Source organism: Tatumella sp. JGM94 (assembly GCF_018257595.1).
Lineage (GTDB): Bacteria > Pseudomonadota > Gammaproteobacteria > Enterobacterales > Enterobacteriaceae > Tatumella > Tatumella punctata.
The window spans coordinates 35,103-52,341 of sequence record NZ_JAERJN010000010.1; the positions used below are offsets into that span (position 1 = coordinate 35,103).

General features: G+C 50.9%; 15 protein-coding genes. 3 read left to right on the top strand and 12 right to left on the bottom strand.

Annotated elements, in window-relative coordinates:
* Positions 1-25 precede the first annotated feature (25 nt).
* The 9 genes from eno to syd all read right to left on the bottom strand — a co-directional run bounded on the left by eno (position 26) and on the right by syd (position 11,296).
* The gene (eno, locus tag JK216_RS08915; RefSeq protein ID WP_212707763.1) at positions 26-1,327 is read right to left on the bottom strand and encodes a phosphopyruvate hydratase; all 1,302 of its coding nucleotides are present in this window, start codon (positions 1,325-1,327) and stop codon (positions 26-28) included.
* Between the two features lie 87 nt (positions 1,328-1,414).
* The gene (gene pyrG / locus JK216_RS08920; protein WP_212707762.1) at positions 1,415-3,052 is read right to left on the bottom strand and encodes a glutamine hydrolyzing CTP synthase; all 1,638 of its coding nucleotides are present in this window, start codon (positions 3,050-3,052) and stop codon (positions 1,415-1,417) included.
* 494 nt (positions 3,053-3,546) lie between these two features.
* Positions 3,547-4,365 (bottom strand): nucleoside triphosphate pyrophosphohydrolase, encoded by an 819-nt coding sequence (mazG, locus tag JK216_RS08925; protein WP_212711559.1) that lies wholly within the window; start codon positions 4,363-4,365, stop codon positions 3,547-3,549.
* A gap of 82 nt (positions 4,366-4,447) precedes the next feature.
* Positions 4,448-6,682 (bottom strand): GTP diphosphokinase, encoded by a 2,235-nt coding sequence (relA, locus tag JK216_RS08930; RefSeq protein ID WP_212707760.1) that lies wholly within the window; start codon positions 6,680-6,682, stop codon positions 4,448-4,450.
* A gap of 32 nt (positions 6,683-6,714) precedes the next feature.
* The gene (gene rlmD, locus JK216_RS08935; protein ID WP_212711558.1) at positions 6,715-8,031 is read right to left on the bottom strand and encodes a 23S rRNA (uracil(1939)-C(5))-methyltransferase RlmD; all 1,317 of its coding nucleotides are present in this window, start codon (positions 8,029-8,031) and stop codon (positions 6,715-6,717) included.
* Between the two features lie 562 nt (positions 8,032-8,593).
* Positions 8,594-9,040 (bottom strand): flavodoxin, encoded by a 447-nt coding sequence (locus JK216_RS08940; RefSeq protein WP_212707758.1) that lies wholly within the window; start codon positions 9,038-9,040, stop codon positions 8,594-8,596.
* Positions 9,040-9,831 (bottom strand): tRNA pseudouridine(65) synthase TruC, encoded by a 792-nt coding sequence (truC, locus tag JK216_RS08945; protein WP_212707757.1) that lies wholly within the window; start codon positions 9,829-9,831, stop codon positions 9,040-9,042. Before truC ends, JK216_RS08940 begins: the two co-directional genes overlap by 1 nt.
* A complete protein-coding gene (locus tag JK216_RS08950; RefSeq protein ID WP_343876688.1) occupies positions 9,831-10,160 on the bottom strand; it encodes a YqcC family protein in 330 nt (109 codons plus the stop codon). The genes truC and JK216_RS08950 overlap by 1 nt, the downstream gene beginning before the upstream one ends.
* Before the next feature lie 584 nt (positions 10,161-10,744).
* Positions 10,745-11,296 (bottom strand): SecY-interacting protein, encoded by a 552-nt coding sequence (gene syd / locus JK216_RS08955; RefSeq protein ID WP_212710386.1) that lies wholly within the window; start codon positions 11,294-11,296, stop codon positions 10,745-10,747.
* Between the two features lie 61 nt (positions 11,297-11,357).
* Between syd and queF the strand changes: the two genes are divergently transcribed.
* The 3 genes from queF (at position 11,358) to xni (ending at position 14,672) form a co-directional block, all read left to right on the top strand.
* Positions 11,358-12,203, top strand: coding sequence for an NADPH-dependent 7-cyano-7-deazaguanine reductase QueF (queF, locus tag JK216_RS08960; protein ID WP_212707754.1), 846 nt, complete (start codon positions 11,358-11,360; stop codon positions 12,201-12,203).
* A 241-nt stretch (positions 12,204-12,444) separates the two neighbouring features.
* Complete coding sequence (ppnN, locus tag JK216_RS08965; RefSeq protein ID WP_212707753.1) at positions 12,445-13,809, top strand: nucleotide 5'-monophosphate nucleosidase PpnN; 1,365 nt, start codon at positions 12,445-12,447, stop codon at positions 13,807-13,809.
* 86 nt (positions 13,810-13,895) lie between these two features.
* Positions 13,896-14,672: a flap endonuclease Xni gene (xni, locus tag JK216_RS08970; protein ID WP_212707752.1), complete on the top strand. Its 777-nt coding sequence runs from the start codon at positions 13,896-13,898 to the stop codon at positions 14,670-14,672.
* Here xni and rlmM read toward each other — a convergent pair.
* From rlmM to JK216_RS08985, 3 genes are read right to left on the bottom strand one after another with little or no spacing between them, the layout of a single operon-like run.
* Positions 14,666-15,769 carry a 23S rRNA (cytidine(2498)-2'-O)-methyltransferase RlmM gene (gene rlmM, locus JK216_RS08975; RefSeq protein ID WP_212710387.1) on the bottom strand — a complete coding sequence of 368 codons (1,104 nt, stop codon included), beginning with the start codon at positions 15,767-15,769 and terminating at the stop codon, positions 14,666-14,668. The two genes, xni and rlmM, sit on opposite strands and share 7 nt — an antisense overlap.
* Positions 15,762-16,157 (bottom strand): DUF423 domain-containing protein, encoded by a 396-nt coding sequence (locus tag JK216_RS08980; protein ID WP_212711557.1) that lies wholly within the window; start codon positions 16,155-16,157, stop codon positions 15,762-15,764. Before JK216_RS08980 ends, rlmM begins: the two co-directional genes overlap by 8 nt.
* The gene (locus JK216_RS08985) at positions 16,157-17,113 is read right to left on the bottom strand and encodes a transcriptional regulator GcvA (protein ID WP_212707749.1); all 957 of its coding nucleotides are present in this window, start codon (positions 17,111-17,113) and stop codon (positions 16,157-16,159) included. Before JK216_RS08985 ends, JK216_RS08980 begins: the two co-directional genes overlap by 1 nt.
* Positions 17,114-17,239 lie beyond the last annotated feature (126 nt).

Sequence of the window (17,239 nt, forward strand, 5' to 3'; positions counted from 1 at the left end):
ATAACCTTAGCAGGTGGCAGAAAATTTATGCCTGGCCTTTGATCTCTTTACGTCCGTTAAAGCGGGCTTTCTGGCCCAGTGCTTCTTCGATACGGATCAGCTGGTTATATTTTGCAACGCGGTCAGAACGGCTCATTGAACCGGTTTTGATTTGACCGGCTGCGGTACCTACCGCCAGATCAGCAATCGTGGCATCTTCTGTTTCACCGGAACGGTGAGAAATTACGGCGGTGTAACCGGCATCTTTCGCCATTTTGATCGCAGCCAGAGTTTCGGTCAGAGTACCGATCTGGTTGAACTTGATCAGAATAGAGTTAGCGATACCCTTCTCAATACCTTCTTTCAGGATTTTGGTATTAGTGACAAACAGGTCATCACCGACCAGCTGCAGTTTATCGCCAAGGACTTTCGTCTGGTAAGCAAAACCATCCCAGTCAGACTCGTTGAGACCATCTTCGATAGAAACGATCGGATACTGTTCGGTCAGCTGTTCCAGATAGTGGGTGAACTCCTGAGAAGTGAAGGTCTTACCTTCGCCTTTCAGCTCGTAGTTACCCGTTTCTTTGTTATAAAACTCAGAGGCGGCACAGTCCATCGCCAGAGTAATATCTTTGCCCAGCTCATAACCGGCAGCTTTTACCGCTTCGGCGATAACAGCCAGTGCTTCAGCATTAGAAGCCAGGTTAGGTGCATAGCCACCTTCATCACCGACTGCCGTATTCAGGCCTTTCGCCTTCAGTACTTTTGCCAGATGATGGAAAACTTCTGAACCAATACGGATAGCTTCTTTGACACTGGAAGCGCCAACCGGCTGGATCATAAATTCCTGAATATCTACGTTGTTGTCCGCATGCTCGCCGCCATTGATGATGTTCATCATCGGCAGTGGCATAGAGAACTTACCGGCAGTACCATTCAGTTCAGCAATATGGGCGTACAGAGGCAGACCTTTAGACGCTGCAGCTGCTTTTGCTGCCGCCAGAGAAACGGCCAGAATTGCGTTAGCACCGAACTTAGATTTATTTTCGGTACCATCCAGCTCGATCATGATCTTATCGATATTTGCCTGGTCTTTGGCATCTTTACCGGTTACCGCGTCAGCGATCGGGCCATTAACCGCCGCGACTGCTTTAGTCACGCCTTTACCCAGGAAACGAGATTTATCGCCATCACGCAGTTCCAGCGCTTCACGGGAACCCGTGGAAGCACCTGACGGTGCAGCTGCCAGTCCAACGAAACCACCTTCCAGATGTACTTCTGCTTCAACAGTCGGGTTACCACGTGAATCGATAATTTCACGACCGATGACTTTTACGATTTTGGACATTCGTTTTTCCTCAGTACAAGTTAAGCTGAAACTTCTCAATCTTAAGACAAGCAACGCGCGAAAAGTTCGCGCGTTGCCATGATAAGCTTACTTCGCCAGACTTTTCTGATAATCAACCGATGCTTTGACAAAACCGGCAAACAGCGGATGACCATCACGCGGTGTAGAGGTAAATTCCGGATGGAACTGGCAGGCCACAAACCACGGATGATTCGGGTTTTCGATAATTTCTACCAGCTGGTCATCTCCGGAACGACCCGCAATCCGTAAACCTGCAGCTTCAATAGGTTTCAGCAGCAGATTGTTCACTTCATAGCGGTGACGGTGACGTTCAACAATCGTCTGAGAGCCATACATCTGGCTGACCAGGCTGTCATCAGACAACTGGCAAGCCTGGCTTCCAAGACGCATCGTCCCGCCGAGGTCACTCTTCTCATCACGAACTTCAACATTACCTTCTTCGTCACGCCATTCGGTGATCAGCGCAACAACCGGATATTTACAGTCAGGTTCAAACTCTGTTGAACTGGCTCCGGTCATACCTGCCACATTACGGGCAAATTCGATCAGTGCAACCTGCATTCCCAGGCAAATGCCCAGATACGGAATGTTGTTTTCACGGGCATATTGTGCGGTGATGATTTTACCTTCAATACCACGGGAACCGAAGCCACCAGGGATCAGAATCGCATCCAGGCCACTCAGTAACTCAACACCACGGGTCTCAACATCCTGAGAATCAATCAGTTTAATGTTCACTGTCACGCGGTTTTTCAGTCCGGCATGTTTCAGGGCTTCAATAACTGATTTATAGGCGTCAGGTAATTCAACGTATTTACCGACCATCCCGATGGTTACTTCACCGCCCGGGTTGGCTTCTTCGTAAATAACCTGTTCCCATTCAGACAAATCAGCCTGCGGAGCATTCAGGTTAAAACGTTTACAGATAAAATCATCCAGACCCTGAGACTTCAGCATACCCGGAATTTTATAAATTGAATCAACATCTTTCAGCGAGATAACCGCTTTTTCTGCCACGTTACAGAACAGCGCAATTTTCGCCCGCTCATTGGCCGGTACCGCACGATCTGAACGACAGATTAAAACATCCGGCTGAATACCAATCGACAGCAACTCTTTTACCGAGTGCTGAGTCGGTTTGGTTTTCACTTCACCGGCGGCAGCCAGGTAAGGGACTAAGGTCAGGTGCATATACAGGGTATGTTCACGACCAACGTCCACCGCCATCTGACGGATAGCTTCGAGGAATGGCAGTGATTCAATATCACCGACCGTACCACCAATTTCCACCAGCACCACATCGTGGCCTTCGCCGCCTTCAATAATGCGTTCTTTAATCGCATTAGTGATATGAGGAATAACCTGGATAGTCGCCCCCAGGTAGTCGCCACGACGTTCTTTACGCAACACTTCGGAGTAAATTCGTCCGGTGGTAAAGTTATTACGACGGGACATACGGGTGCGGATAAAACGCTCGTAGTGTCCTAAGTCAAGATCCGTTTCTGCACCATCATCAGTGACAAATACTTCACCATGTTGGGTTGGGCTCATGGTGCCTGGATCGACGTTAATATAAGGGTCAAGCTTCATAATGGTCACTTTCAGACCACGAGCTTCAAGAATAGCTGCCAGGGAGGCTGCAGCAATGCCTTTACCCAGAGAGGAAACGACCCCGCCGGTCACAAAAATATAGTTCGTTGTCATGCTGAACCTGAGAGTTAAGGTTTAAAGATGGTGGAATCACCAGGACGGGAACACAGTCTACCCGAAAGCCGCATCCGCCACAATTGATGATTCATTTACTCTTCACTCTGCGTAAGTCACACATTACGGCATATGATCAGCACCGGGATTGATTTTAATCACAATTTTATCCCTTTTACGCAAAAAGCTGAAACGAGTTAGCTACGGAATAAAAAGTGTTATTAATCATCTGAGTGGCTGAATCGACGGCCGGATGTACAAAAACACCGGTAATTATAGAACGGACAATCCGTTTCTGCCGGTATTATTCAGTAAAAAAACGTCACCTGATGGCAGGAAAACATCTCCGGCCCGCTGGCTCCATCGGGGTGGCAGAAAGTTCTGCTGCAGGTGACGGGGCCGGAAACAGACGCTGTCGGGGATTGGAGAGTGACCCGTTTCAGCAGCCAGCCTGCCCGGCGGCAGAGCGGCACTGAAAAACAGATCCGTCGCTGTCAGTTATTCGTTCCCTGACCGTTTTTTTCCTGCTGTTTAACCTGCTGCCAGGCGGCCTCCATCTGCGATAATGTCGCCTCCGGCAGGCTCAGTCCTTGTCCGGCAATAATCTGTTCAACCTGACGAAACCGTTTTTCAAATTTATCATTGGCTTTTTGCAATGCTGTCTCTGCTTTACTGCCAAGATGACGTGACAGATTAACAGTGGCGAACAATAAATCACCGAGTTCTTCTTCCAGACGCTGAGGATTAATCTCTTCCCGGGTCGCTTCTTCCATCACTTCAGCAATTTCTTCATGTACTTTGTCAAGCACCGGCCCGGTTTCATTCCAGTCAAACCCGACATTGCTGCAACGCTTCTGAATTTTATAGGCCCGCATCAGGGCTGGCATCGCCCGCGGAATATCATCCAGCGCAGAAGTCAGCGATTTCTGCTCACGCTCCTGCTGTTTCAGCTGTTCCCAGCGCTGGTTAATCTCACCGACCCCGGTCACGCTGTTACCGGCAAAAATATGCGGATGACGCCGTTCAAGCTTTTCGCTGATAGCGCTACAGATATCGGAAAAATCGAACAGTTGTTGCTCGCGGGCGATCTGTGCATAAAACACCACCTGGAACAGTAAATCCCCGAGTTCTTCACGCAAATCATGGTGATCCTGACGGGAAATCGCATCCAGCACTTCATAAGTCTCTTCGAGGGTATAAGGGGCGATAGTCTCAAAGGTTTGCTGTTTATCCCACGGGCAACCCTGCTGCGGGTCTCGAAGCTGCTGCATAATATTCAGCAGACGTTGCAGTGCGGTATCTGATTGATTCATTGGTCAGTCCGGTAAAAAGAAAGGCTGGCCTGACAGTAACGGCATTCTCCCGCGACAGGCGAATGCCACTACCGCCAGTGGGTTAATGACGACGTTTGGCGTCGATAATATCAGGTACCTGATTCAGGCGGGCCAGAATCCGGCCCAGTACCTGCTGATTATAAATTTCAATATCCATATCAATGGTCGCCAGCTGCTTTTTAGTATCACTGTGGCTGGAGACACCCAGTACATTCACTTTTTCGTTGGCCAGTATGGTGGTAATATCCCGCAGCAGGCCGCTGCGATCATTGGCAACTACCCGTACCACCAGCGAATAACCACTCGAGTAACTCTCTCCCCACACCGCATCCACAATACGTTCCGGCGCATGGTTAATCAGCTCTGCCAGTTGATCACAGTCGGCACGGTGAATAGATATACCGCGTCCCTGGGTGATAAAGCCGACAATATCATCCCCCGGAATCGGCTGGCAGCAACGGGCAATATGATGCATCAGGTTTCCGACCCCTTCCACCACCACCCGGCCACTCTCTTTGCTGCTGTTTTGCTGGCTATGGCTTTTCTGGGTCAGCTGGCGTAACGCGATACGGTCTTCTTCCTCGGCTGTCGGCTTGTTCAGTTTCGCCTGCAGGAAATTAACCATCTGATTCAGACGAATATCGCCGCCCCCAATCGCCGCCAGAATCTCTTCGACAGACGTCATGTTATAGCGCGGCAACAACAGTTTTTCGGCCTCTTTCAGGCTGATATCCAGCTGACTCAATTCACTGTCCAGGATCTGACGTCCGGCCAATATATTTTTATCCCTGTCCTGTTTGCGGAACCAGGCATGCACTTTCGCCCTGCCGCGGCTGGTAGTAATATAGCCGAGGTTAGGATTCAGCCAGTCACGACTTGGATTTGGCTGTTTCTGGGTTATCACTTCGACCTGATCGCCCATTTGCAGCTGATAGGTAAAAGGCACAATCCGGCCGCCAATTTTGGCACCGATACAGCGGTGACCAATATCACTATGAATATGGTAAGCAAAATCGAGGGGCGTTGATCCGGAAGGCAAGTCAATAACATCCCCTTTCGGGGTAAAGACGTACACCCGGTCATCAAACACCTGACTGCGGACTTCTTCCAGCATTTCGCCACTGTCTGCCATCTCTTCCTGCCAGGCAATCAGTTTACGCAACCAGGCAATACGCTCTTCATGGCCAGCCGCACCACGGGCACTGGTGATCCCCGGCCCTTCTTTATATTTCCAGTGAGCAGCCACTCCAAGCTCAGCATCTTCATGCATCTGCCGGGTCCGGATCTGTATTTCGACAGTTTTGCCCTGCGGGCCGAGCACTACCGTATGGATTGACTGATAACCGTTCGGTTTCGGATTTGCCACATAGTCATCAAATTCACTGGGTAAATGACGATACAGGGTATGAACAATTCCCAGCGCACCGTAACAGTCCTGCAAACGTTCAGCGACAATCCTCACCGCACGCACATCAAACAGCTCATCGAAAGACAGAGATTTTTTCTGCATTTTTCGCCAGATACTGTAAATATGCTTTGGCCGGCCATACACTTCCGCCCTTACCCCTTCACGGGCAATTTCCTGTCGCAAGCCGTCTACAAAATTTTCGATATACTGTTCACGGTCAATACGCCGTTCATGTAACAGTCTGGCTATCCGCTTATATTCATCCGGATGCAGATAACGGAAACAGTAATCTTCCAGCTCCCATTTTAACTGACCAATACCCAGCCGGTTCGCCAGGGGAGCATATATATTGGTACTCTCTTTGGCCGCCAGTACCCGTTCATCTTCCGGGGCATCTTTCATTTCCCGTAAATGAGCAACCCGTTCGGCCAGTTTGATCACTACGCAGCGGAAATCTTCCACCATCGCCAGTAACATGCGGCGAACATTATCCACCTGTTCTGATGCCATCGAATCATTATGTGTGGCTTTCAGCTGGCGAATGGCATCCATATCCCGGACACCATGTACCAGTGAAACAATGCCCGGGCCGAAGCGCTCTTCTAACTGCTCCTCAGTAACCACATTTTCATTTGCCAGCGGAAACAGTAATGCCGCCCGCAATGTGTCGTTATCCATACTGAGTTCAGTCAGAATTTCGACCATTTCAACACCGCGCCACAGTAACATCGGTTGAAGCGGATGGTGGCTGGTTTCCGTTTCGCAATAACGCCAGCAGTCCGCCAGTCGCTGACAGGACTGCTCATTGGCAATCCCCAGGCTGGCAATCCACTGTTCGAGGGCAAATTCTCCCTCCGTATTCATATGCGCACTTCGTACCGCAACCATAACTTCTCCTGCATGACGACCGGTCCGGTCGTTTAGGTTCTGCTAAACAGCACCATTGATTCCAAATGGCTGGTATGCGGGAACATATCCAGCATGGCGACCCGTTGCACGGAATAACCTGCCGCCAGTAAAGGTTCACTGTCGCGGGCAAGGGTTGCCGGATTACAAGACACATAAACAATTCTTTCAGGTGCCAGCGCAATAATATGCGACATAATGCCGGCAGCACCGGCTCTGGCAGGGTCGAGCAGTACTTTACTGAACCCCTGTGCCGCCCAGTGCTGTCCTGCCACATCCTGTTCTAAGTCATGCTGACAAAATGTGACATTCTGCAAATTATTATGCTGCGCATTATACGCTGCCTGACGAACTAATGCTGCAACCCCTTCAACACCCACTACATTTTCTGCCTGCTTACTCAGTGGCAGGGTGAAATTGCCCATGCCACAAAACAGGTCTAATACCCTGTCGTCGGGTTGTAATGCCAGCCAGTCAATCGCGGTAGTCACCATCTGCTGGTTAACCGTATCATTCACCTGAATAAAGTCCTGTGGACTGAAAGTCAGTTTCAGGTTATGCGACTGATAATAAGGCAGTTCTCCGCAAACATGCTGCAGAGTGTCATTCTCAGCAGCAAAAAACAATGTCAGCTGATGACTCTGCGAAAATCGTTCCAGTTTTGCAATATCGCCTGCAGAAAGTGGCTGCAGATGGCGTAACACCAGTACGGCAGTATTATCAGCCTGTACCAGTTCAATATGACCCAGCTGACGAACTGCCTGCAAACCGCCTAAACACTGCCTGAGTGCCGGCAGCAGTTCTGACAAAGATTGCACCAATACGGGGCATTGCCCGATATTGACGATCTCGCTACTGCCATTTTTACGGAACCCCATATCAAGCTGATGCTGCTGTTTATTCCACCGCAAACTCAGCCGGGCACGACGCCGGTAATGCCAGCTATCCCCCCGGATAATTTGCTGCACCTCAATATTGCCTCCGGCTGACTGGCTGAGCATACGCTGTAAAGCCCGGGCCTTGCTCTGCTGCTGCAGGTCTTCGGCAACATGCTGCTGCTGGCAGCCACCACATACCCCGAAGTGGGGACAAGCAGGTGTCACCCGCTGCGGACTGCCTGTCAGTATGCGGGTTGCTTTACCGCGCGAGTACTGACGTTTATCTTCCAGTACCCTGACCTGTACTTTTTCACCCGGCAGTGCACCACTGACAAACAATGTTTTTCCCTGATAACGGGCAACCCCCTGACCAAAAGGGTCAAGGTCATCAATAGTAACCACCAGCTCTTTGCGGGGGCCGGGACGTTTCGCGGATGAGTAAAATTGCACCATCAGTTATTTATTCTCTTAATATTGCACATTGCCCGATGGCTGCCGGAAAATTGTCCGGCAAATGTCAGGGAACGAATGGAACCCGTCAGTCGTTTTTATTAAAACCGGGCACGCAGATATCGGTGCTGTCTGACGGCTGGCAGGTTCCTGATGTATAGTTTATGTTTACAATAAACGGTCATAATAGCGACTGCCCGCAACTGCCCCGTTCCCTGCCATTATTGTCAGTGACATCACGGTTTTCGACAATCAAAATCCGCTGTATATGCCCTCAGACAACAATCACACCTTCTGATGCTGAGTCGGCAGTGGCGGCAGATGACGCAGGTCCGCTTAGGATATGCTGTGCGGGACGATGATAACATCCGGCCCGCTGCTGCTTCTGAGATTAATGATACGTAAAAACACGCTAACGTGGCGTTAAAAAATACAAAAATATCTCCGGGCAAATGACAACTCTCCCGGCGTTCAGGCCACTTCCGGCCGGAGGCGGGGCAAAAAGTTCCGTCACCGGCAGCCGGATACAGCATGCCGGTAACCAAAACGGCAGAAAAAGACACGTTTACAACAAAGTAACCCATTGTTCAAGCCAGGGCAGAGCGGCCATTTCCGGCTCAGGATATTCACCGGCATCGATCATCAGAACATCACCGATACGCCGGGCCAGCTGCTGCTGTAATAACTGGTCAAATGCCAGCCCTGCGGCGCAAAAATCCGGGTAACTGCTGTCGCCGAGAGCAATCAGACCGTAACGCACCTCAGGCTGATAACCCTGCTGCTCTTTCATCGCCGAAAACAATCCGCCAATAGTGTCGGGAAAATCGCCCTGTCCGGTGGTCGAAGTAATAATCAGCCTGATTTGGATACTCTCATCCAGCCACTGGCTGAGGGTCGGTTCTTCAAATAACTGTACCCGGTGCCCTGCGGCTGCCAGTAAAGGCTCCGCCTGTTCGCCAATCAGCAAAGCATTCCCGTAGACGGTCCCGATATAAATTCCGATAGTTGCCATCAGCCCTCTCCCGTGTCTGTCGATCGACTGTCATCCCATTCTGCCAGTTCGGCAGCCAGCGGGAAGCGATTCAGTAACTCCTGCCAGCCAAAATGTACAAAGGCCTGTTGCCAGACCCTGTCCAGACCCGCCCGCAACTGTAAAGGCTGCCCGGTTAGCGGATGCGTCAGGGATAAACAGCTGGCATGCAGCATCAGCCGCCGGCAGCCAAAATGCTCGGCTGCCCCCCGGTTCTGCCGTAAATCGCCATGCCTGCTGTCACCGATAATCGGATGCCGTAAATGGGACATATGCCGTCGGAGCTGATGCTTACGCCCCGTATGGGGTGTCAGTTCCATCAGGGTATAACGACAACTGTCATAACGGCCAATCGGCACCGGCAGCCCGGCTTCTGCCAGCGGCTGGTAACCGGTCACGGCTGACTGCGCCTCTCGCGGGGCCTGAGAATGTTTATCGGCGATTTTGTCCAGCTCTTCCATCAGCGGATAGTCAAGGGTCCCGGCGTCTTTCAGCCAGCCACGCACCACCGCATGATAGGTTTTTTGTAACTGATGCTGTTCAAATTGCTGGGATAATAACCGGGCGACATCCGCGGACAATGCAAATAACAACACCCCGGACGTCGGGCGATCCAGCCGGTGAACCGTGAACACATGCTGTCCCAGCTGATCACGTAACGTTTGCATAACGAAGGTCTTTTCATGGCGATCCAGCCAGCTGCGGTGAACCAGCATCCCGGCGGGTTTATTCACCGCCACCAGCCATCGGTCCTGATAAATAATTTCAAGCATTACGGGGATTCTTGTGTGAAAAGGCCATCGAGTTTTCTCAAGGTCACTAACAAAACCGGACGAACACTGAGTTGCGGATCCAGTGCCATTTCAAAATAAGGCGCAATCGCCAGATTATCGGGTAACGGGCCGCCGCTATCGATCATGGCCGTCAGGCGCGGAATAAAAACCCATTGCAGCCATTCAAGGGGGTGCAGGGTATCCAGGCAAAAAGGCTGATCACTTTGCATCGCCTGCGGATGAGGTGCATTCTGCTGCCACAGCTGATAGTCACGTAAAATCTGTTCCAGTTGCACGAGGCGCTGAAGGATAATGGGGTGCAAAGCCACAGCTTTTCTCCTTAATACTGATAAAAACCGCGCCAGCATACCATTGCAGAGCTGAAAAGTGATGGAGATAAAAAAGGGAGTACTGTAAAAACAGTACTCCCAATCTGTTTGCAGCAATCCGGCTACGTTGGTGCTCCCTGCGATTCAATGGATTTTTTCAGTTGCTACCGTATCATCCTGACGGTCATCTGGTCCATTGAGGTGCCATATATCCACTACAGCTATATTCCCCTCCTGCGGAGGTGTATTTTGCTCTTTTATAAGAGCAGGTTACTTCTTCCTGAAATAACCTTGCGGTGTTCTACATCCTGTAAAAACACCACCATCCCTGGGTTGTTTTCTTCCTGAAAACCTGACTTCCCTGGCATCCTGCCCGTGGAAGCCATTCTGGCAGAGTTGTGGTTTTTCGCAACAAAATTTACACTGAAATAATCTTATTTTTTCATATAATTCAACGACTTTAAAAATAAACCACTTAATAAATAAGGATTTATAAACACTCTTCGTCGATAAATAAAGGGGGACTTTTCCCTGTACTCCGCTCTGTATCAGGGATCTCTCACCATCGAAAACAAACAAACTGCTTAATTTGTTACAACAACATCTAATTCACTAAGAAAATCATCGACAGTTTTCGACAAAACTTCACGTTTTTTAGTGCCGAGTGCTTCTCTGATCACTTCCCCGCTCAGGTTACAGACCGAAATAATCTCAGTGTCCAGATCGGTAGCAGCGATAAACAGTGTCGGCGTCTGTTTCAGACGGCGTTTCATCACCAGGTGACCAATCAGATTCTCCTGTACCCGACTGAAGTCATCTTCATTCCATGCCTGTAACAGGGTCAGAGGTGCTCCCTGCCATGCAGCATGCATATCGCCGGCAAACTGGCTGGTATACCAGCCGGCAACGGCAGGCTGAATCACAATCCCCAGCCCGCGTTCCACTGCATCCAGGGTGGCAGGTAAAGTAAATTCCCGCGGTTGCCAGTAAACACCATGTTGATCGCTGGCGGTAATACAGGGAGAGTCCATGCCATACAATGCTTCACTGTAGGGTAAATGGCCGGTTTGCTGCTGCCACTGGTCGCAATAACGGCGGGTAAAACCCGCCATCGCCTCTGAGATTTGCTGCATCATTCATTTTCTCACTTCTGATCGGGTACACTGAGCACAACTCTATTTTATCAGTGGTACTGTTATGAATCATTATGACCATCATCAGGCGCTCGACGGACTGACTCTGGGTAAACAAACATCCTATACGGAACATTACGCACCGCAGTTATTACAGGCGGTTCCCCGCAGCCTTAACCGTGATGCACTGAATCTGCGGGACGATAACCTGCCATTTCACGGCGAAGACTTGTGGACACTTTATGAACTGTCATGGCTGAATAATCAGGGTGTTCCGCAAGTCGCCATCGGTAATATGGCCCTCAGCGCCGACAGCCGGAATCTGATTGAGTCTAAAAGCTTTAAACTGTATCTCAATAGCTTCAACCAGACAAAATTCGCTGACCGTGACAGCGTAAGGCGTACCCTGGAACAGGATCTCGCCGCCTGTGCGCAAGGCACTGTCCGCATCACCCTGCATGGCCTGAGTGAATACGCCGGCCAGCCGATCGGTGCCTTTGACGGCGAATGTATCGATGACCTGCCGATTAGCGTCGACAATTACCATTTCGACAATACACTACTGGCTGAAGCTACGGACCAGCAACTGGTCGAAGAAACCCTGGTCAGCCATCTGTTAAAATCAAACTGTCTGATTACCTCCCAGCCGGACTGGGGCTCCGTTATGATTCGCTACCGTGGCCCGCGTATTCGTCGGGAAGCCTTGTTACGTTATCTGCTCTCTTTCCGTCAGCACAACGAGTTCCATGAACAATGTGCAGAGCGTATTTTTAATGATTTACTGCACTTCTGTCAGCCACAGGAACTGACGGTCTATGCCCGTTACACAAGGCGTGGCGGGCTGGATATCAACCCGTGGCGCAGTAATGTTCCCTTTGATGCCCCGGACGTACGGCTGGCCCGCCAGTAATACTGTCTGCAAACTGCCCGGTCATTACCGCAATATCACTGTCAGTGACCGGGAAACAGGCCGCAACTTCCTGGCTGCAAACAGAATAGGCACGTAAAAACCTTGTGAAAACTGAGACTACAGCGATACTTTGATAACCCGGTGATCCCTGAGATAACCGGACAGGGAGCCGGCGTCACGGCAAATCAATGTTCAGCCGCTGTGTGATGCAGCAGCCCCTCCGGGGGAGTAAGGAGTTCTCTTGATTACACATATCAGCCCGTTAGGGGCCATGGATCTGCTTTCACAAATGGAAGTCGATATGCTGAAAAGAACAGCCAGCAGCGATTTATATCAGCTGTTCCGTAACTGTTCGCTGGCGGTACTCAATTCAGGCAGTCAGACAGATAACAGCCAGCAATTACTTTCACGCTTCGGCGATTTTGATATTAATGTGTTGCGCCGCGAACGCGGGGTAAAACTGGAACTGATTAATCCGCCGGAAGATGCCTTTGTCGACGGGCAAATCATCCGTTCCTTACAAGCCAACTTATTTGCAGTACTGCGGGATATTCTGTTTGTTACCGGACAACTGAACAACTCCCGGCGCTTCCGTGACCCGCACAGTGAAGATTCAGCATTTATCACCAATATGGTGTTTTCCATTTTACGTAATGCCCGTGCGCTGCATATCGGTGAGTTACCGAATAACGTTGTGTGCTGGGGCGGACATTCGGTCAACCCGGTGGAATATCAGTACTGCCGCGATGTCGGGACTCAGCTTGGCCTGCGGGAACTGAATATCTGTACCGGCTGCGGCCCCGGAGTTATGGAAGCCCCGATGAAAGGTGCCGCCGTCGGCCATGCCCAGCAGCGTTACCGTGACGGTCGTTTTATCGGCCTGACAGAGCCTTCAATTATCGCTGCTGAGCCGCCAAATCCACTGGTCAATGAACTGATCATAATGCCGGATATCGAAAAACGTCTGGAGGCATTTGTCCGTATCGCCCACGGTATTATTATCTTCCCGGGCGGGGTCGGCACTGCCGAAGAATTGCTTTATCTGCTGGGTATTATGATGCACCCGGCTAACAGTCAACAGGTGCTGCCTCTGATCCTGACCGGCCCCGAAGAAAGTGCCGACTATTTCCGGATACTGGATGACTTTATTGTAAATACCCTCGGTAAAGAGGCGACCCGCCATTACAAAATCATTATCGGCGATGCACCGGCTGTAGCTAAAACTATCAGACAGGCAATGCCCGCCGTCAAAGAGTATCGACGCGAAACCGGCGATGCTTACAGCTTTAACTGGTCATTACGGATTGAGCCGGATCTGCAACTGCCGTTTCAGCCGACCCATGCCAATATGGCAGCCCTGAACCTGTATAAAGATCAGCCCGGGGATAAACTGGCCGCTGACCTGCGGCGGATGTTTTCCGGTATCGTCGCCGGTAACGTAAAAGACAGCGGGATCCGCGAAATTAACGCCCACGGGCCGTTTAAAATTCATGGCGATGCAGATATCATGCAGCGGATGGATACCCTGTTGCAGGGCTTTATTGCACAGCACCGGATGAAATTACCGGGCAGTGCCTATATCCCCTGCTACGAAATTATCAAATAAGACGGCATGTTTGCCGGCCGGGACTCCCGCCGGCAAACGTTCCGCCACTGGCGGTTTTGGTCCCCTTTATCGACTCTCCGGCGATTATGACACTCCATTTACTGATTATTGATGCACTAAATCTTATCCGCCGTATTCACGCGGTGCAGGCCGGGAGTTGTGCTGCCGGTACCCGCTCTGCCCTGCGCCAGCTTTTGCAGCATAGTCAGCCGACCCATGTGGTGGCGGTATTTGATAATCCTCACCAGCGCCGGGGCTGGCGTCATCAGCAACTCAGTGGCTATAAAGCCGGTCGCCCGGACATGCCGGATGACTTAAAACAACTGATGCCTTCTCTGCAACAGCTTTTCGAAGCCTCTGGTATTCACTGCTGGCAGGCCGGAGAGGATGAAGCCGATGATCTGGCCGCAACCCTGGCCAGCAAAATGTCTCAGGCCGGACATCAGACCACCATTGTCTCTACGGACAAAGGATACTGTCAGTTACTGGCTCCGGATATCCGGTTACGGGACTACTTTCAGAAACGCTGGCTGGATGTGCCCTTTATCCGCGAAACATATGGTGTCAGTCCGCAGCAGTTGCCTGATTACTGGGGATTATGCGGGATCAGTAGCAGTAAAATTCCGGGTGTTTCCGGTATAGGCCCGAAAAGCGCCAGCGAACTGATTAACCGGTTTAATACCCTTGAACAGCTGTATCAGCAACTCGATCAGGTACCGGAGAAGTGGCAGAAAAAACTGCAGGGGACAGAACAAATCGCCCTGCTGTCACGCCGGGTGGCACGTTTATCCACCGGCCTGAACCTGCAGGGCAATTTAAAAAGTTTACGTTATCTGCCCGCCGGCAGCGACGCTGATCAGTGACGCTCGTCGAGCCGTCCCGGGGTTGCGCTCCAGATACGGCGGATATGCACAGTCACTTCTTCCCTGTCATGATACAGCTGGCGCGCCTGAATCTGTGCATTAACCCCGTTTGAAGCCAGCGCCTGTTCGATCATCTGCAGATTACTGGTCACTTCTTCATAACGTTTTTTCATCGGTAATTTCAGGTTAAAGATAGCTTCCCGGCACCAGCCGTTTACCAGCCATTCGGTCATCAGTGTCGCTACCCTGACCGGCTTTTCTACCATATCGCAGACCAGCCAGCTGATATTCGATCCTGGTGGCCTGAATTTAAATCCGTCCTCCCGGTGATGCATCACCTGCCCGGTATCCATCAGGGAAGGTGCCATCGGACCATTATCCACGGCGTATACCATCATGCTGCGTTTCACCAGCTGATATGTCCAGCCACCGGGACAGGCACCGAGATCCACCGCGTACATCCCGCTGCCCAGCCGTTCATCCCATTCATCCGCAGGGATAAACACATGAAATGCCTCTTCCAGTTTCAGGGTCGAACGGCTCGGGGCATCAGACGGAAATTTCAGCCGCGGGATCCCCATAAATAATGCCGAGTTATTATCAGGGTAAGAATAACCGACATAACAGGTTCCGGGCGCAATAAAGAACACATGCACCACCGGCCGTTTATTGCTTTCATATTTCAGCAAAATACCGTTCTGCCGTAATGCCGCGCGTAACGGTACGGTAAATTTACGGCAGAACTTCAGTAACTCTTTAGCTTCGTTAGTATCCGGAACTTCAACCCGCAGTTCACCGCCTTTCTCTGTCACACCGGTCAGCATACCGCTGATCGGCGAAATACGGTCTTCCGGCGGTAAATCACGCAGCAGTTCACCGGCGACAATCATCTGCCGGGCAAAAATCAGCGACCGGAAGGGAATTTCGCGGATCAGTTTATCGGCATCTTCATACTGATAACATTCATAGATAACATAACCGGAGTTATCTTTAACTCTGGCAAAACCGTACACTTCTAATGCCGTGGCACGGGCAGTGATTTCAGCCGCACATTCTTTTTCAAACCCGGACCGGCAATATAATAAAACTTTATTCATGGCTGCTCGCCTTTCGTTTCAGACGCAGGGCGCCAATCAACATCAAAAACCATCCTGCCAGGAAGCAAAGACCTCCGACAGGCGTTATAAATACAAAAATTTTCAGGTGAGACAACGCCAGGCAGTACAGGCTGCCGCTGAATAACACCGTGCCCAAAGCCAGCATCGCTGAACTCCAGTAGAACCAGATATTGGCCCGGCGTAGCATCGCCGCCGCCAGGCCCAGTATTGCCAGGGTGTGGTACGCCTGATATTCCAGCCCGGTGTGGATCCAGGCCATTTCATTATTTCCCAGAGTGTTACTTAATACATGGGCGCCAAATGCCCCGAATGCCACCAGCAGAAACCCACTGATAGCGACAAAAATAAACATTGTACGGCTGGACATTACCTGTTCCTCATCGTGCCAGCGGGCCACTGCGGGGAGTGTTCATCATACCGGAAACGAAACTTTTCCTGCTCACTGGCGGCTCTTGCCAGAATCCATTGCCGGAAAGCGGCTATTTTACCCAGATCTGCCTGACTGTCATGACAAACCAGATAAAAAGCATTCTGACTGGCTAAAACATCATTAAACGGGCTGATCAGTCGCCCGCTCTCAAGTTCGCTCTGCACCATAACATTATTCGCCAGTGCGATCCCCTGTCCGTGGATCGCGGCCTGTAAAACCATCGATGAATGACTGAAAATTGGCCCCTGCTGCACATTCACCTGTGACAACCCCAGCTGCCGGGTATAAGCCTGCCAGTCGCGCCGTGACGCATCATGTAACAGGGTAAAGTGAATTAAATCAGCGGGACTTTTCAGGGAATGTTCCCCGGTCAGTAACGCCGGAGAGCAGACCGGCAGCAGATATTCTGCATATAATTTCTCCACCCGCAATCCCGGCCAGTTGCCCCGGCCATAAAAAATAGCCACATCCACATCATCCGCCAGTTTATCTTCTTCACGATCGACAGCCTGGATACGGACATCAATCCCCGGACAATCCTGATTGAAGCTGGACAGGCGGGGAACCAGCCACTGAATGGCGAAGCTGGGTAACAGACTGACGGTTAAGGCCCCTTTGGCACTGCGGGCCTGCAACTTACGGGTTGCATCATTCAGGGAAGAAAAAATGTCTTTAATATCCAGCGAGTAACTCTGCCCTTCTTCGGTAAGCAGCAGCGAACGATTGCGGCGGCGAAACAGTTTCAATCCGAGAAAATCCTCCAGCGACTTAATCTGGTGGCTGACAGCGGCCTGAGTCACAAACAGCTCTTCGGCAGCACGGGTGAAACTCAGGTGCCGTGCTGCGGCGTCGAACACTTTCAGGGCATTTAGCGGAGGCAGTCGTTTTGACATAACAATATTCAGACCCAAAGACTAAAGAGACACCCGGGGCAGCAAAGCACCAGGCATTAGTTTTTTTTATCCGAAGCATTATAAATTGTCCATTGAGGAAGCTCCAGCAAATACCTATAGTTGCCG

Bases quoted from the DNA above. Each gene is read 5' to 3' on its own strand.
- mazG (WP_212711559.1), bottom strand. From the start codon at position 4,365: ATGAATCAATCAGATACCGCACTGCAACGTCTGCTGAATATTATGCAG.
- JK216_RS08940 (WP_212707758.1), bottom strand. From the start codon at position 9,040: ATGGCAACTATCGGAATTTATATCGGGACCGTCTACGGGAATGCTTTG.
- syd (WP_212710386.1), bottom strand. From the start codon at position 11,296: ATGATGCAGCAAATCTCAGAGGCGATGGCGGGTTTTACCCGCCGTTAT.
- eno (WP_212707763.1), bottom strand. From the start codon at position 1,327: ATGTCCAAAATCGTAAAAGTCATCGGTCGTGAAATTATCGATTCACGT.
- JK216_RS08985 (WP_212707749.1), bottom strand. From the start codon at position 17,113: ATGTCAAAACGACTGCCTCCGCTAAATGCCCTGAAAGTGTTCGACGCC.
- rlmD (WP_212711558.1), bottom strand. From the start codon at position 8,031: ATGGTGCAATTTTACTCATCCGCGAAACGTCCCGGCCCCCGCAAAGAG.
- xni (WP_212707752.1), top strand. From the start codon at position 13,896: ATGACACTCCATTTACTGATTATTGATGCACTAAATCTTATCCGCCGT.
- pyrG (WP_212707762.1), bottom strand. From the start codon at position 3,052: ATGACAACGAACTATATTTTTGTGACCGGCGGGGTCGTTTCCTCTCTG.
- relA (WP_212707760.1), bottom strand. From the start codon at position 6,682: ATGGTTGCGGTACGAAGTGCGCATATGAATACGGAGGGAGAATTTGCC.
- rlmM (WP_212710387.1), bottom strand. From the start codon at position 15,769: ATGAATAAAGTTTTATTATATTGCCGGTCCGGGTTTGAAAAAGAATGT.
- JK216_RS08980 (WP_212711557.1), bottom strand. From the start codon at position 16,157: ATGTCCAGCCGTACAATGTTTATTTTTGTCGCTATCAGTGGGTTTCTG.
- truC (WP_212707757.1), bottom strand. From the start codon at position 9,831: ATGCTTGAAATTATTTATCAGGACCGATGGCTGGTGGCGGTGAATAAA.
- queF (WP_212707754.1), top strand. From the start codon at position 11,358: ATGAATCATTATGACCATCATCAGGCGCTCGACGGACTGACTCTGGGT.